This window comes from Caulobacter sp. ALps2 (genome assembly GCF_058681635.1).
In genome coordinates, this window is the sequence record NZ_CM178743.1 from 2,345,480 (window position 1) to 2,359,472 (window position 13,993).

Consider the following 13,993-nt stretch of genomic DNA (forward strand, 5'->3'; position numbering starts at 1 on the left):
TTGGCTGGTGATCCGGAACCGGCTTTCTGGACGCGGCTTTTTTCCAAGGGAGAGCCGCAACCTGTCGGCTATCCGACCGTTCACAAGCTTGGCCGCGTGGGCGCGGCCGAGGGGCGCTGCTATTGGAAACGATGTCTCCCGTCGACGGGCCCTCGGGCTCGCCCTCCAGTCCATCCATGGCGCCCGCCTTCCTGATCGGTGGCGGCGAGATGGCTCTCGCCCTGGCGGCGCATGATTGGTCAGGCGCCTCGCTTGGCGCGCCCGAGACCTGGTCTCCCGGCCTGAAGGTCGCCGCCGGCATGATGCTGGCGTCGCCCATCCCCGCGTTCCTGGCTTGGGGGCCCGAGACGCTGCTCCTGCACAACGACGCCGCGCGAAACTTGCTGGCCGCCAACAGCATCGCCCTGGGCGCGCCGTTCGTCGAGGCGTTCCCCGTGCCGGCCGGCCTCCCGCTGCTGGAACGGGCCCTGAAGGGCGAGAGCATCGTCCAGGAGGCCATCGGCTTTGCCCGCGCGGACGGCGAGGCGGCCTGGTGCAACCTGATGTTCGCCCCGGTGCGTGACGAGACCGGCGCGGTCGCCGGCGTTCACGTCCTGTGTAACGACATCACCGAGCGCGTCCGCCGCGAGCAGGCCCACCTGGAGGATGAGCGTCGCTATCGCGCGCTGTTCGAGTCGATGGACGAGGGGTTCTGCGTCATCGAGTTCCTCGACGGTCCGTTCGGCCCCCTGAGCGACTACGTGCACATCATGGCCAACGGCGCTTATGAGCGTCACGCGGGCATCCCCAACGTGGTCGGTCAGAAGGTCCGAGAGATGGTGCCGGCCGAGGCCGGCAGCTGGGTCGAGCGTTATGGCGCGGTCCTGCGAACGGGTCAGCCGATCCGCTTCGAGCAGGAGTTGGTGGCCACCGGCCGTCACCTGTCGCTGTCGTCATTCCGCATCGAGCCGCCCGAACTGCGCCAGGTGGCGGTGCTGTTCCAGGACATCACGGCCCGCAAGCAGGCCGAGGCCGAGCTGCGCCGGCTGAACGAGACGCTGGAGATCCGGTTCGCCGAGGCCCTGGCCGAGCGCCGCCTGTTGGCCGATGTCGTCGAAGGCGCCAGCGTCTTCGTCCAGGTCGTCGATACGAGCCTGACCTGGCTGGCCATCAACAGCGCTTCGGCCAGCGAGTTCGAGCGGATCTACGGTATTAGACCTCGGGTCGGCGACAACATGCTGGAGCTGCTGGCCGACCGCCCAGAGCACCAGGCTCAGGTCAGGACCGTCTGGTCGCGCGCGTTGGCGGGCGAGAGTTTCGTGGCGACCGACGAGTTCGGCGACTCCGAGCGCGAGCGCCGCCACTACGAGATGCGTTTCCATCCGTTGTACGACGCCGACGGAAACCTGATCGGCGCCTACCAGTTCGTCTACGACGTCAGCCAGCGCGTGGCCGAGCAGGAGCGTCTGCGCGAGACCGAAGAAGCTTTGCGTCAGGCGCAGAAGATGGAGGCGGTCGGCCAGCTGACCGGCGGCCTGGCCCATGACTTCAACAACCTGCTGGCCGGTATCTCGGGCTCGTTCGAGATGATCGGGGCAAGGCTGGCCCAAGGGCGCACGGCCGATGTCGAGCGCTATCTGTCAGCTGGCCAGGGGGCGGCCCGCCGGGCGGCGGCTCTGACCCACCGCTTGCTGGCCTTCTCGCGCCGCCAGACTCTGGCGCCCAAGCCAGTGATCATCAATCGGCTGATGGTCGAGTTCGTCGAGCTGGTGCGCCGCACGGTCGGTCCCGGCATCCAGGTCGAATATGTCGGCGCCACGGGGCTGTGGCCGACCCTGGTGGACGCTAATCAGCTGGAAAACGCGCTCCTTAATTTGTGCATCAACGCTCGCGACGCCATGCCCGAGGGTGGGGTGATCACCATCGAGACCGGCAACCGCTGGCTGGACGCCCGCACCGCCCGCGACCACGGGCTGGAGCCGGGCCAATACGTCTCGGTCTGCGTCAGTGACACCGGTACGGGCATCGACAAGGCGACATTGGAGCGGGTGTTCGATCCGTTCTTCACCACCAAACCGATCGGCCAGGGTACGGGCCTGGGCCTGTCCATGGTCTACGGCTTCGCCCGCCAATCGAACGGCCATGTGCGGATCTATTCCGAGGTCGGCCAGGGCACGATGGTCTGCCTCTACCTGCCGCGGCGCCTCGGCGAGGAGGACGAGGTCGAAACGGTCGAACAGCCGCTCGGTCCCGCGCCAATCAAGGCCGGCAAGACGGTGCTGGTGGTGGACGACGAGCCGACCGTGCGGATGCTGGTCGTCGACGCTCTAGAAGAGCTGGGATATGCGTGCCTGGAGGCCGCCGATGGCTCGGCGGGCCTTCGTATCCTGCAATCGAACGCCGAGATCGACCTGCTGATCACCGACGTCGGCCTGCCGGGCGGATTGAACGGCCGTCAGGTCGCCGACGCCGCCCGTGCTCTTAAGCCCGAACTGAAGGTCCTGTTCATCACGGGGTATGCCGAGAACGCCGTGTTGAACCACGGCCACATCGAGCACGGCATGGAGGTGCTGACCAAGCCCTTCGCGGTCGGCGACCTGGCCGGCCGGGTCGACCGGATGCTGCGCGAGGCGTAGGAGAGGGGGCATGAGCACGGTCTCGCGCCCCCGCGTCATGGGCATTGTCAACGTCACGCCCGACAGTTTCTCGGACGGCGGCAAGTTCCTGGGCGCCGCCGAAGGGATCGAGCACGCCCGCCGCCTGATCGCCCAGGGCGCCGACATTCTCGACATCGGCGGCGAGAGCACCCGGCCGGGCGCGGCGCCGGTCTCGGAATTCGAAGAGATCCTGCGCGTGGTCCCGATCATCGAGGCGATCCGCCGGGCTAGCGACATCCCGATCTCGATCGACACGATGAAGCCGGGCGTGGCCCGCGCGGCGATCAGGGCCGGAGCGACGATCTGGAATGATGTGGCCGCCCTGCGCGTCTCGCCCGACGCCCCCGAGGTCGCCGCCGAACTGGGCTGCGAGGTGGTGCTGATGCACATGCTGGGCGAGCCGGGGACCATGCAGGACGATCCGCGTTACGGCGACGTGGTCGCGGAAGTCGAGGCCTTCCTGCTGGCGCGGGCCTTCACGGCCATGGCCGCCGGCGTGGCCAAGGAGAAGATCTGGCTGGATCCGGGCATCGGCTTTGGCAAGACCGTCGACCACAACCTGACTCTGCTGAGAGCACTGCCCCGGTTCGTGGCCCTGGGCTATCCGATCCTGCTGGGCGCCAGCCGCAAGCGGTTCATCGCCGGCATCGATCCGTCGGCGGGGGAGGCGACCGATCGCCTGGGCGGTTCGCTGGCTTCGCACCTCGCAGGCGCGGAAGCGGGCGTGGCGGCGGTGCGCGTCCATGACGTGCGCGAGACCGTGCAAGCCCTGGACGTCCAGGCGGCGATCAAAGCTATTTGAAGCCTGGGTAGGGAACCCCTTGTCACACGGGGCTTGATGCGTCCGCGCGCGAGTCTGGGTTGACCGCGACCCCTGGTCTCGCTTGCGGGTTGGGGAATCACCGCGCTTAAATATCTGGGGACGGCCTATCGAAAGCACCCCTAGAGATGCGCTCGCGACATGCCCTGATCATTGAAGACGAGATCCTGATCGCGCTGGAAATCGAGGAACTGCTCAAGGAGCAGGGGTTCACCAGCATCGCTATCGCCGACAGCCCGCTGGAGGCCCTGGACTGCGCCCTCAAGCGCAAGCCCGATCTGATCACCGCCGACTACCGGATCGTCGACGGCACGGGTGTCGAGGCCGTGAGGATGATCATGGCGCACCTGGGACCCATTCCGGTGGTCTACGTAACCGGTCATGCCAAGGCCCTGGACGGCCAGGATGACGGCGTCGTGGTGCAGAAGCCGATCCGTCCCAGCGTCTTGGCGGGAGCTTGGCAGCACGCGTTGCAGGCGGCGTAGCGGACCTTCCGAATCCCGCCTAAACACCGGGTATGTCCGACGCTCCGCTCAACGCCTTCCGGGGCCGGGTCCTTGTCATCGCCGGGTCCGATTCCGGCGGCGGCGCGGGGATCCAGGCCGACATCAAGACCATCACCGCGCTGGGCGGCTACGCGGCCACCGCGATCACCGCCGTCACTATCCAGAACACCCTGGGTGTCACCGGCGTGCACCCGATCCCGCTAGACGTGATCGCGGCCCAGGCGCGCGCCGTGCTGGACGACATCGGCGCCGACGCGATCAAGACCGGCATGCTGGGTGACGCCGCCGTGGTCGAGACCGTGGCCGCCGCGATCGATCATGCTGGCAAGATCCCGGCCGTCGTCGATCCCGTCATGATCGCCAAGGGCGGGGCGCCGCTGCTCGCCGAGGCCGCGATCGGCGCGGTGAAGGCCCTTATGATCCCCCGCGCCGCGTTGCTGACTCCCAACGCGCCGGAAGCCGCCGCCCTGACGGGCCTCGTCGTCGAGACCACCGACGACCTGCGCCGCGCCGGCGAGGCGCTGCTGGCCCTGGGCGCCAAGGCGGTGCTGATGAAGGGCGGCCACGTGCCCGGTGAGCGCGTCGTCGACGTGCTGATGACGACCGAGGGCGAGACCACCTTCGAAGGCGAGCGCATCGAGACCCGCCATACCCATGGAACGGGTTGCACGCTGGCCTCGGCCTGCGCCACGGGCCTGGCCCAGGGGCTGCCGCTGCGGGAGGCCGTCGCCCGCGCCTGGAACTATGTTCACGAGGCCATGTTGCGCGCGCCGGGTTTCGGCGCCGGTCATGGCCCCCTCGACCACGGCTGGACCCTTCGCCCATGACCGACGTGCTTGAAGACCGCCTGCGCGAGATCGTCCGCGCTACATCGACGACTTGGGAGGTGCTCCACACCGTCCGCGACCTCGACTTGCCCGACTGGATGATCTTCTCGGGCGCGGTCTACCAGCCGGTCTGGAATCACCTGACCGGCCGCGACCTGGCCTATGGCATCAAGGATTATGACGTCGCCTATCACGACGATAGCGACACCTCGTACGAGGCGGAGGATGTCGTGATCCAGCGCGTGGCCGCCGCCTTCGAACCGCCGCTGCGTGAACTGGTCGAGGTCCGCAATCAGGCCCGCGTGCACCTTTGGTTCGAGAAGAAGTTCGGCGCCGACGAGCCCTATCCGCCACTGGAGGACAGCGCCGCGGCCCTGAAACGCTTCGTGGCCACGGCCTTTTGCGTCGGCGTGCGGCTGGAGAAGGACGACAGCTTGAGCGTCTGGGCCCCGTTCGGCCTGGAGGACCTGTTCGCGATGCGCCTCAAGCCCAATCCCTTGCGCGTGAAGGGCGCGGGGGGCTGGGAGCGCACCACCGGCTCGGCCAAGGCCCGCTGGCCGGAGATCAGTGTCGAAGGCTGAATTGTCACCGGGACAATAAAGGCTTTGCCGGCCGATCGGCGCGCGCATAACAGCGAAGTCCGCCTCCAGGAGCTTTCGCATGCGCCAGTGGACCATCGACGCCTTCGCCAGCGGCCCGTTCAAGGGCAATCCGGCCTGCGTGGTCGAGCCGTTCGATGCTTGGCCGCCCCCCGCTTGGATGCAGGCCCTGGCGGCCGAGAACAACCAGGCCGAGACGGCCTTCCTGCTGAAGACCGACGACCCGGCGCGCTTTGGCCTGCGCTGGTTCACCCCAGCCCTGGAGGCCCCGCTGTGCGGTCACGCCACACTGGCGGCGGCGCACATGCTGTTCGAGGAACTGGGCGTCGACGTTCCGCTGCTGACCTTCGACACTTTGTCGGGACCGCTGACGGTGCGCCGTTCCAGCGATGGAGTGGAGATGGATTTCCCGGCCGACCCGCCGCGCCGCGCCCAGATCCCCGAGGGGCTCGCCCAGGCGCTGGGCGTTCAGCCGGTCGAGGTGTGGGCCGGGGCCTATCTTATCGCGGTGCTGGAGAACGAGGCGGCGGTGCGAGCGGCGACGCCGGACCTCGCGGCGCTGAACAGGATCGAGGGCGAGGCCACGGGCGGCGCCGGTCAGACCGTGATCGCGGCCATCGCGGATCCGGGCAAGCCCTATGCCGTGGTCAGCCGCTTCTTCGCGCCGGGCTTCGGCATCCCCGAGGATCCGACCACCGGCTCGGCCCACTGCATCCTGATGCCGTTGTACGGCGACAAGCTGGGGCGGGGCGTCCTGAAGTTCCACCAGGCCTATCCTGGTCGGGGCGGGGACCTGGAATGCGAAAGCCGCGGCGCGCGCGTTCTGTTGCGCGGCCGCGGCTTCACGGTGGTGGAGAGCCGGCTCCGGGTGGAGCCGGCCTAACGCTTAGTAGCGCGGACGATTGCCGTAGCCGTAACCGTAGTCACGGTCGTGGCGCTCGTAACGGATCTGCGCGCTGATGCGGTCGAAGCGACGGTCGAGGTCGGCGCGCTCCCAGCCGCTCAGGCCACCGCGACGATAGCGGTCTTCCAGGCGGGCGGTTTCGCGCAGTTGAGCGCGCAGGCGGTTGGCTTCCACGCGGGTCAGCGAATGGTTGCGCACGCCCATGTCGATACGACGATCAAGCTGGGCTTGACGCTGGTTGACGGTTGCGGCCGAGGCCATGGCGGGAACGGTGGCGGCCGCCAGGGCCGAGACCGCGGCGATCGAGATCAGGATCTTTTTCATCGGTTCGGTTCCTCTTGAATGTCTCCGTCGCCAGAAGGGGGAAGCGACGTTGAGCTAAGAGAAACACGTTCAGCCTGAAGCGGTTCTGAGCCGCTCGTTATGTTGTGTTCATGTTCCGACACAACGGAATGTGGGGGCGATCAGGCCGCCTGCGCCAGCCGCGCGGCGGTCATGGCCGCTTCAATGGCGGCGTAGAGCTTGGTGACCTCGATCGGCTTGGCCACGTGGCCGTCCATGCCGGCGGCCAGATAGTCCTCGACCTGATGGGCCAGGGCGTTGGCGGTCACGGCCAAGATCGGGGTGCGCTGACGACCCTCGGCGGCTTCCAGCTGGCGGATCGCCTGGGCGGCTTCAAGGCCGTCCATGACGGGCATGTGGATGTCCATCAGCACGATGTCGAACTTGGCGGCCTTCCAGGCCTCGACGCAGGCCGCGCCGTCGCTCACCAGCACCACCTCGGCGTTCAGCGGAGCCAGGACGGCCTCGACGACCTTCTGGTTGGTCGGATTATCGTCGGCGGCCAGCACGCGCAGGAAGGTCGCGTCGGCCGGGGCGGCCGGCGCCCCCTTGGTATTGGCGGTCCGTGGCGCGGGCGGCTGGTCGTCGTCGATATAGTGGACGTCGGTGATCGCTTCCTCGCGGGGCAGGGCGACCAGGACGGTAAAGGTCGAACCCCGGCCCTCGCGGCTCTGCACCTTGATCGAACCGTCCATCATGGCGGCCAGCTCGCGGCAGATGGCCAGGCCCAGGCCCGAACCGCCAAAGCGACGGGTCGTGGTGCTGTCGGCCTGGACGAACTTGTCGAACAGACGCGGCAGGATGTCGGGTGAGATGCCGATTCCGGTGTCGGCCACGTCGATCCGCAGGCCCGAGCCGTCCTCGGCCGAGGCGAACCGCACGGCCACCGCGCCTTCCAGCGTGAACTTCAGGGCGTTGGCGATCAGGTTGCCCAGGATCTGGCGCAGGCGGTCGCTGTCGCCGCGCCACAGACCTTGCGCCTCGGGCGCGATGGCGACCTCGAAAGCCAGGCCCTTGTCGCGGGCCTGGGGCGCATAGGTCTCGCGGATGGCCTGGGCCAGCTGGGCGATGTCGAACGGACGGTCGGTGATCTCCAGACGGCCGGCCTCGATCTTGGAGAGGTCCAGCACGTCGTTCAGCACGCCCAGCAGCAGGCCGCCGGACTCGCGGATCACCGCCAAGCGCTCGCGCTGCGTGGGGGCCAGGTCGTCCATGGCCATGACCTCGGCCATGGCCAGCACGCCGTTCAGCGGGGTGCGGATCTCGTGGCTCATATTGGCCAGGAAGTGCGACTTCAGCACATTGGCGGCATTGGCGTCGTCGCGCGCCTTGACCAGCTCGGCCATGGTGCCGCGCAGGTCGTGGTCGTTGGCCTCCAGGCGCGTCACCAGGTGGTTGAAGCTGTCGGTCAGGCTATGGAAGACGTCGTCGTCGGCGGTCTGTTCGACGGCCTTGTAGCGACCGCCGACAGCCGTCTCGTGCATGGCCTCCGACAGGCGCTCCATCGGGCGCGCCAGGCGTCGGGCCAGGCTGTTGGCCAGCAGGATCGCCAGGCCCGCTGCGCCGAAGAACAGCGCGCCGGTCAGGGCCAGGTCGCGAGCCAGGGTCTGGCCTAAGCCGGGATGCTGGGCCACCAGCACCAGGGTGCCGACCGTCTGCGAGGACAGCTTGATCGGCCGCGTCAGGGTGTCGGCGTCGGTGGGATTGGCCGCGCCCAGTTGGGCGACCGTGCGGCCCTTGGTGTCGATGATGCGGACGGCCGCGACGCTGGGCGCCTTGGCCACGGCCTCCAGCGCCCGATAGACGCCGACCATGTTGTGGTCGGCGAGAGGGGCGGCGGCGCCGGCGGCGGCCATCTGGGCCAGGATCTCATGATTGGCGCGGGCTTCCTGCCGCGCGACGCTCCACTGCTGCAGCATGAAGCACAGGCAAGCAGCCACGAGCGCGAGAACGGTCGTGGCCAAGGCCACGCCGGCGATTCGCGCCTGTAGCGGCGCGTGTGTCGCGGCAATGCTCGCGCTGTTGTTGTGCTTTTCGCCCATCAGCGTTCAGGAACTCAATCGTCGCGACAGTATGACTGAAGGTTCCTAACGCTTCGCTTCCAAGGGCAGTGAGAGTCGCGCGACAAAACAACGCTAGGGCGCATTTTTGCGTTGCTTTGGCTTTAACAATCTATTTACCTTTTCCATTAGTGTTTCGTTAATGGAGGCGGGCGTGGAAAAGGTTTTTGTTGCTAAGCGGGTGGCCGGCAAGCTGGTCTCGACCGAGGCGGCTGTGGACGCGGCGGTGACGGAAGTCGCTGAAATGATGGCCGAGCTGATGCAAGCTCGTAAGGATCTGGGCCTGTCGGCCACGTTCGGCCATGGCGTCACCGCCAAGGTCGCGGACGCCATGCAGGCGCTCATCGTGGCGCGCACGGCGATGGTCGAGGCGCATACCGAGCTGGACGAGACGCGTCTGCGCCTCGGCGTTCGCACGCGCATGGTCGGCGATATCAAGCCGCAGGACGAGATCCCCCTGACGGGCCTGCGCGAGGTCGTCTGAGGTTCTCGCTAAAAAGACATTGCAATAGTTTAATACCTTTGGGCCTCTAATCTGAGTTAGAGGCCCAAAGCATGTTTGCGTTCCTGCAACTGTTATTCTGGATCAATTGGCCGCTGCTTGCTGCGGCGTGCTTCGGCGCGTGGCGCTGGGGCGGGCGGGCCGAGCGCAGTGGCGCGCTGCTGGTTCTGACGACGTTCGTCACCGTCGTCCTCGTGGGCCTCATCCATGGCAAGGAATTGGTCCAAGGCCTCTATCTGGCGCTGGACGGCTTGATGGCCCTGGGTCTGCTGATGCTCGCCCTGCGCCACGCCACCCGCTGGCTGGGCATCGCCGTGCTGCTGCAAGGGGTGCAGTTCAGTCTTCACGCCTACTATCTCGTGGGGGCTCGGCGGTACGACAACATCTACATCCTGGTGAACAACCTGGTCAGCACGGGCGTGCTGATCTGCATCCTGGTCGGCACGTTCCTGGCTTGGCGCAGGCGGGACCGGTCCGCAAAATAATTGCCGCAGCCGGACGATCGGCCGCGGCTTTCGCAAAATCTCTCCTTGCAATCCGCCGCGAAACGAGGTTCTTCGCCGGCGGGCCACGCCCCCCCAACGGGGCGCTGTCCATCTGTAAGGATGGGAGACATCGCTATGACGACCCTCGCCAAGCCGGCAATCCGTCCGGCTCGCCCCGAGTTCTCTTCCGGCCCGTGCGCCAAAAGGCCCGGTTGGACCCCCGAAAATCTCCAGAATGCCGTTCTCGGCCGTTCGCACCGCTCGAAGCTGGGCAAGGCGCGCCTGAAGGCCGCCATCGACCAGACGCGCGAAGTGCTGGAAGTCCCCGCCGACTTCCTGATCGGCATCGTCGCCGGTTCGGACACCGGCGCTGTCGAGATGGCCCTGTGGTCGATGCTGGGCGCTCGCCCCGTGCAACTGATGGCCTTCGAGTCCTTCGGCAAGGACTGGGTCACGGACGTCACCAAGCAATTGAAGCTGCCCGACGTCGAGGTGCTCAGCGCTCCGTACGGCCAGCTGCCCGACACCACCAAGGTCGATCCGGCCAAGGACCTGGTCTTCACCTGGAACGGCACGACCTCGGGCGTACGCGTGCCCAACGCCGACTTCATCTCGGCCGACCGTGAAGGCATCACCATCTGCGACGCCACCAGCGCCGCCTTCGCCCAGGACCTGGACTGGGACAAGCTGGATGTCGTGACCTTCTCCTGGCAGAAGGCCCTCGGCGGCGAAGGCGCGCACGGCGTTCTGATCCTGTCGCCGCGCGCCGTGGCTCGTCTTGAGAGCTACACGCCGGCCTGGCCGATGCCGAAGCTGTTCCGCATGACCAAGGGCGGCAAGGTTTCCCTCGACATCTTCGAAGGCGCGACGATCAACACGCCGTCGATGCTTTGCGTCGAGGATGCGCTGGACGCCCTGAAGTGGGCCGCCTCGATCGGTGGCCTGGAAGCCATGCAGGGCCGCGCCGACCAGAACCTGGCCGTGCTGGCCGACTGGGTCGCCAAGACCCCGTGGGTGGACTTCCTGGCGGCCACACCGGACATCCGCTCGAACACCTCGGTGTGCCTGAAGGTCGTCGACCCCAAGATCACCGCCCTGCCGGAAGACGCCCAGGCCGACTTCGCCAAGAAGCTGGCCAGCCTGCTCGAGAAGGAGGGCGCGGCCCTCGACATTGGCGGCTATCGCGACGCCCCGGCCGGTCTGCGCATCTGGTGCGGCGCCACGGTGGAAGCCTCGGACCTCGAGGCCCTGACGCCCTGGCTCGACTGGGCCTTCGCCACCGTCTCGGCCGAACTGGCCGCCGCTTAACGCGCGTACTCCCTCCCCCTCGATGGGGGAGGGGCAGGGGTGGGGGTGATACCCCGCCGCCTCAGCAAGCACCCCCATCCCAACCCTTCCCCCATCAAGGGGGAAGGGCTCGATATCCGGAGAATACCTCCATGACCGCTCCTCGCGTCCTCATCGCTGACAAGCTCAGCCCCGCCGCCGTCGACATCTTCAAGAACCGCGGTGTCGACTTCGACATCAAGACCGGCCTCACCAAGGACGAGCTGATCGCCGTGATCGGCGACTATGACGGCGTCGCCATCCGTTCGGGCGCCAAGCTCGACAAGGACGTGATCGCCGCCGCCCACCGCCTGCGCGTCATCGCCCGCGCTGGCATCGGCGTCGACAATGTCGATATCCCGGCCGCCACGGCCAAGGGCATCGTCGTGATGAACACGCCCTTCGGCAACTCGATCACCACGGCCGAGCACGCCATCGCCATGATGTTCGCCCTGGCCCGCCAGATCCCCGCCGCCGACGCCTCGACCCAGGCCGGCAAGTGGGAGAAGAACCGCTTCATGGGCGTGGAGCTGTACGCCAAGACCCTGGGCCTGATCGGCGCCGGCAACATCGGCGGCATCGTCGCCGACCGCGCGCTGGGCCTGAAGATGAAGGTCGTGGCCTACGACCCCTTCCTGTCGCCGGAACGCGCCGTCGAGATCGGCGTCGAGAAGGTCGAGCTGGAAGAGCTGCTGGCCCGCGCGGACGTCATCACCCTGCACACGCCTCTGACCGACAAGACCCGCAACATCCTGTCGGCCGAGAACCTGGCCAAGACCAAGAAGGGCGTGCTGATCGTCAACTGCGCCCGTGGCGGCCTGGTCGATGAAGCCGCCCTGCGCAAGCTGCTGGACGAGGGCCACGTCGCCGGCGCCGGCTTCGATGTCTTCGTCACCGAGCCCGCCAAGGAAAACCCGCTGTTCGGTTCGGACAAGGTCGTGGCCACCCCGCACCTGGGCGCCAGCACCAACGAAGCCCAGGAAAACGTGGCCCTGCAGGTCGCCGAGCAGGTCAGCGACTACCTGCTGACCGGCGCGGTCACCAACGCTCTCAACAGCCCGTCGATCACGGCCGAAGAAGCGCCGAAGCTGAAGCCGTACGTCGCTCTGGCCGAGAAGATCGGCGCCCTGGCCGGCCAGATGGTCGATTTCGGCGTCACGGCCATCGACATCGCCTATGAGGGCGAAGTCACCAAGCTGAACGTCAAGCCGATGACCTCGGCCGCCCTGGCCGGCGTGCTCAAGCCGATGCTGGCCGAGATCAACATGGTCTCCGCCCCGGCCATCGCCAAGGAGCGCGGCATCACCGTCTCCGAGAGCCGCCAGGAAATCAGCCCCACCTATGACAGCCTGATGCGCGTCACCATCACCACCGAAAAGGGCAAGCGCGCCTTCGCCGGCACGGTGATCGCCGGCGCCCCGCGCGTCGTCGAGGTCAAGGGCATGGAGCTGGACGCGGCCTTCTCGCCGGCCATGCTCTACATCAACAACCTGGACAAGCCGGGCTTCATCGGCGCGCTGGGCATGCTGCTGGGCGAAGCGGGCGTCAACATCGCCACCTTCAACCTGGGCCGCCTGTCGGCCGACGCGGACGCCATCGCCCTAGTCGGTGTCGACCAGGCCCCGGCCGCCGACCTGCTGGCCAAGATCCAGGCCCTGCCGCACGTGAAAGAAGCGCGCGCGCTGACGTTCTAAGGCTGAAGGCCCTTCTCCCCTTGCGGGAGAAGGTGTCATCCGAAGGATGACGGATGAGGGGGCGCGCTGACCTGTCCGTGCGACCCCTCACCCGACCCACTTCGTGGGCCACCCTCTCCTGCAAGGGGAGAGGGATTACCAAAGGCGACAGATGTCCCTGCTCACGCCCCGCAAGATCAGCTGGCCTGGCTTCCTGGTCTTCGTCGCCGCCGTCGTGTTCACGCTATACGCGGCCCTGGCGCCCGGCGATGATACGCAGGGGCTGATCCCGTGGGACAAGGCCAAGCACTTCATCGTCTTCTACGGCCTGACCTTCCTGGCCTCGGTCGCCTTGCCGCGCAGCCGGCCGTGGAAGATCGGCGGGGTGCTGCTGGCCTTCGGCGTCGCCATCGAGATCCTGCAGGGCCTGCCGATCGTTGGCCGCGACGCCGATGTGTTCGACATCGTCGCCGACACCCTGGGCATCGGCTTCTATTTCGGCCCGATCGTCGTCACTCAGTGGCTGAACCAGGACGCCTAGGCCGGTTCCCCGCCGCGTCCGGCGCCGTCCCTGAACCGCGCCGCGCCCGCCCGGGCCTCGCGGCGTAGAGGTTCCAGCCCGCCGCGTCCCTCGACCTTCAGGGCTTCGGCCAGATCCGTGTCCCACTGGGCATGGGCCGAGGCGCGGTCGGCGCGCAGGCACAGCTGCGGGAAGGCGGCGATCTGCCGGGCCAGCGCGTGCGCCGCCGCCAGGGCCGCGCCGCTCGGAACCACACGGTCGGCCAGGCCCCAGGAGAGCGCCTCGGCCGCTCCGACCGCGCGACCCGTCAGGATCATGTCCAGCGCTCGACCCTGGCCGACGATGCGCGGCAGTCGCACCGTGCCGCCATCGATCAGCGGCACGCCCCAGCGGCGGCAGAACACCCCGAAAGTCGCGTCCTCGGCGGCGACCCGCAGGTCACACCAGAGGGCCAGCTCCAGCCCGCCGGCCACGGCGTGACCCTCTACGGCGGCGATCACCGGCTTGGACAGCAGACGCCGCGTCGGCCCCATCGGCCCTTCGCCGTCGGGATTGTAGGGCTCGCCCTCGCCGCTGGCGGCGACCTTGAGGTCGAAGCCCGCGCAGAACGTCCCGCCCGCTCCGGTCAGGATCGCCACGGCGGCGACGTCGTCGGCCTCGAAGGCGTCGAACGCCGCCCGCAGTCGCAGGGCGGTGTCGGGATCCACGGCGTTGCGCTTGTCCGGCCGGTTGATGGCGACGGTCCAAACAGGGCCGTCTTTCGTGAGTTCGACGGTGCTCATGCTCGCCTCCT

Annotated in this window: 13 protein-coding genes and 1 pseudogene; 11 read left to right on the forward strand and 3 right to left on the reverse strand. The window is 67.7% G+C overall.

Annotation, left to right across the window (positions count from 1 at the left end; all coding sequences use genetic code 11):
- Positions 1-131 precede the first annotated feature (131 nt).
- The 6 genes from ACW173_RS11300 (at position 132) to ACW173_RS11325 (ending at position 6,271) form a co-directional block, all read left to right on the forward strand.
- Complete coding sequence (locus ACW173_RS11300) at positions 132-2,615, forward strand: PAS domain-containing protein (RefSeq protein WP_492085417.1); 2,484 nt, start codon at positions 132-134, stop codon at positions 2,613-2,615.
- A gap of 10 nt (positions 2,616-2,625) precedes the next feature.
- The gene (gene folP / locus ACW173_RS11305; RefSeq protein WP_492085419.1) at positions 2,626-3,438 is read left to right on the forward strand and encodes a dihydropteroate synthase; all 813 of its coding nucleotides are present in this window, start codon (positions 2,626-2,628) and stop codon (positions 3,436-3,438) included.
- A 146-nt stretch (positions 3,439-3,584) separates the two neighbouring features.
- The gene (locus ACW173_RS11310) at positions 3,585-3,941 is read left to right on the forward strand and encodes a response regulator (RefSeq protein ID WP_492085420.1); all 357 of its coding nucleotides are present in this window, start codon (positions 3,585-3,587) and stop codon (positions 3,939-3,941) included.
- A gap of 32 nt (positions 3,942-3,973) precedes the next feature.
- Positions 3,974-4,789, forward strand: a complete 816-nt coding sequence (gene thiD, locus ACW173_RS11315; RefSeq protein WP_492085421.1) for a bifunctional hydroxymethylpyrimidine kinase/phosphomethylpyrimidine kinase — start codon at positions 3,974-3,976, stop codon at positions 4,787-4,789.
- Positions 4,786-5,370: a nucleotidyltransferase family protein gene (locus ACW173_RS11320; protein WP_492085423.1), complete on the forward strand. Its 585-nt coding sequence runs from the start codon at positions 4,786-4,788 to the stop codon at positions 5,368-5,370. Before thiD ends, ACW173_RS11320 begins: the two co-directional genes overlap by 4 nt.
- 79 nt (positions 5,371-5,449) lie before the next feature.
- A complete protein-coding gene (locus ACW173_RS11325) occupies positions 5,450-6,271 on the forward strand; it encodes a PhzF family phenazine biosynthesis protein (protein WP_492085424.1) in 822 nt (273 codons plus the stop codon).
- Positions 6,272-6,274: 3 nt separating this feature from the next.
- On the opposite strand, the gene ACW173_RS11330 is transcribed toward ACW173_RS11325, so the two are convergent.
- The gene (locus ACW173_RS11330; protein ID WP_492085425.1) at positions 6,275-6,616 is read right to left on the reverse strand and encodes a hypothetical protein; all 342 of its coding nucleotides are present in this window, start codon (positions 6,614-6,616) and stop codon (positions 6,275-6,277) included.
- Between the two features lie 140 nt (positions 6,617-6,756).
- Positions 6,757-8,767, reverse strand: a pseudogene (locus ACW173_RS11335) (ATP-binding protein).
- Between the two features lie 81 nt (positions 8,768-8,848).
- Here ACW173_RS11335 and ACW173_RS11340 point away from each other — a divergent pair.
- The 5 genes from ACW173_RS11340 (at position 8,849) to ACW173_RS11360 (ending at position 13,221) form a co-directional block, all read left to right on the forward strand.
- The gene (locus ACW173_RS11340; RefSeq protein ID WP_492085426.1) at positions 8,849-9,178 is read left to right on the forward strand and encodes a hypothetical protein; all 330 of its coding nucleotides are present in this window, start codon (positions 8,849-8,851) and stop codon (positions 9,176-9,178) included.
- Positions 9,179-9,249: 71 nt separating this feature from the next.
- Entirely contained in the window at positions 9,250-9,681 is a 432-nt protein-coding gene (locus ACW173_RS11345) for a hypothetical protein (RefSeq protein ID WP_492085427.1), read from the forward strand.
- Between the two features lie 135 nt (positions 9,682-9,816).
- Complete coding sequence (locus tag ACW173_RS11350; RefSeq protein ID WP_492085429.1) at positions 9,817-10,989, forward strand: phosphoserine transaminase; 1,173 nt, start codon at positions 9,817-9,819, stop codon at positions 10,987-10,989.
- A gap of 131 nt (positions 10,990-11,120) precedes the next feature.
- Entirely contained in the window at positions 11,121-12,701 is a 1,581-nt protein-coding gene (serA, locus tag ACW173_RS11355; protein ID WP_492085430.1) for a phosphoglycerate dehydrogenase, read from the forward strand.
- 151 nt (positions 12,702-12,852) lie between these two features.
- On the forward strand, positions 12,853-13,221 hold the full coding sequence (locus tag ACW173_RS11360; protein ID WP_492085432.1) for a VanZ family protein: 369 nt from the start codon (positions 12,853-12,855) through the stop codon (positions 13,219-13,221).
- Here ACW173_RS11360 and ACW173_RS11365 read toward each other — a convergent pair.
- The gene (locus ACW173_RS11365) at positions 13,218-13,982 is read right to left on the reverse strand and encodes a crotonase/enoyl-CoA hydratase family protein (protein WP_492085433.1); all 765 of its coding nucleotides are present in this window, start codon (positions 13,980-13,982) and stop codon (positions 13,218-13,220) included. The two genes, ACW173_RS11360 and ACW173_RS11365, sit on opposite strands and share 4 nt — an antisense overlap.
- Between the last annotated feature and the right edge of the window lie 11 nt (positions 13,983-13,993).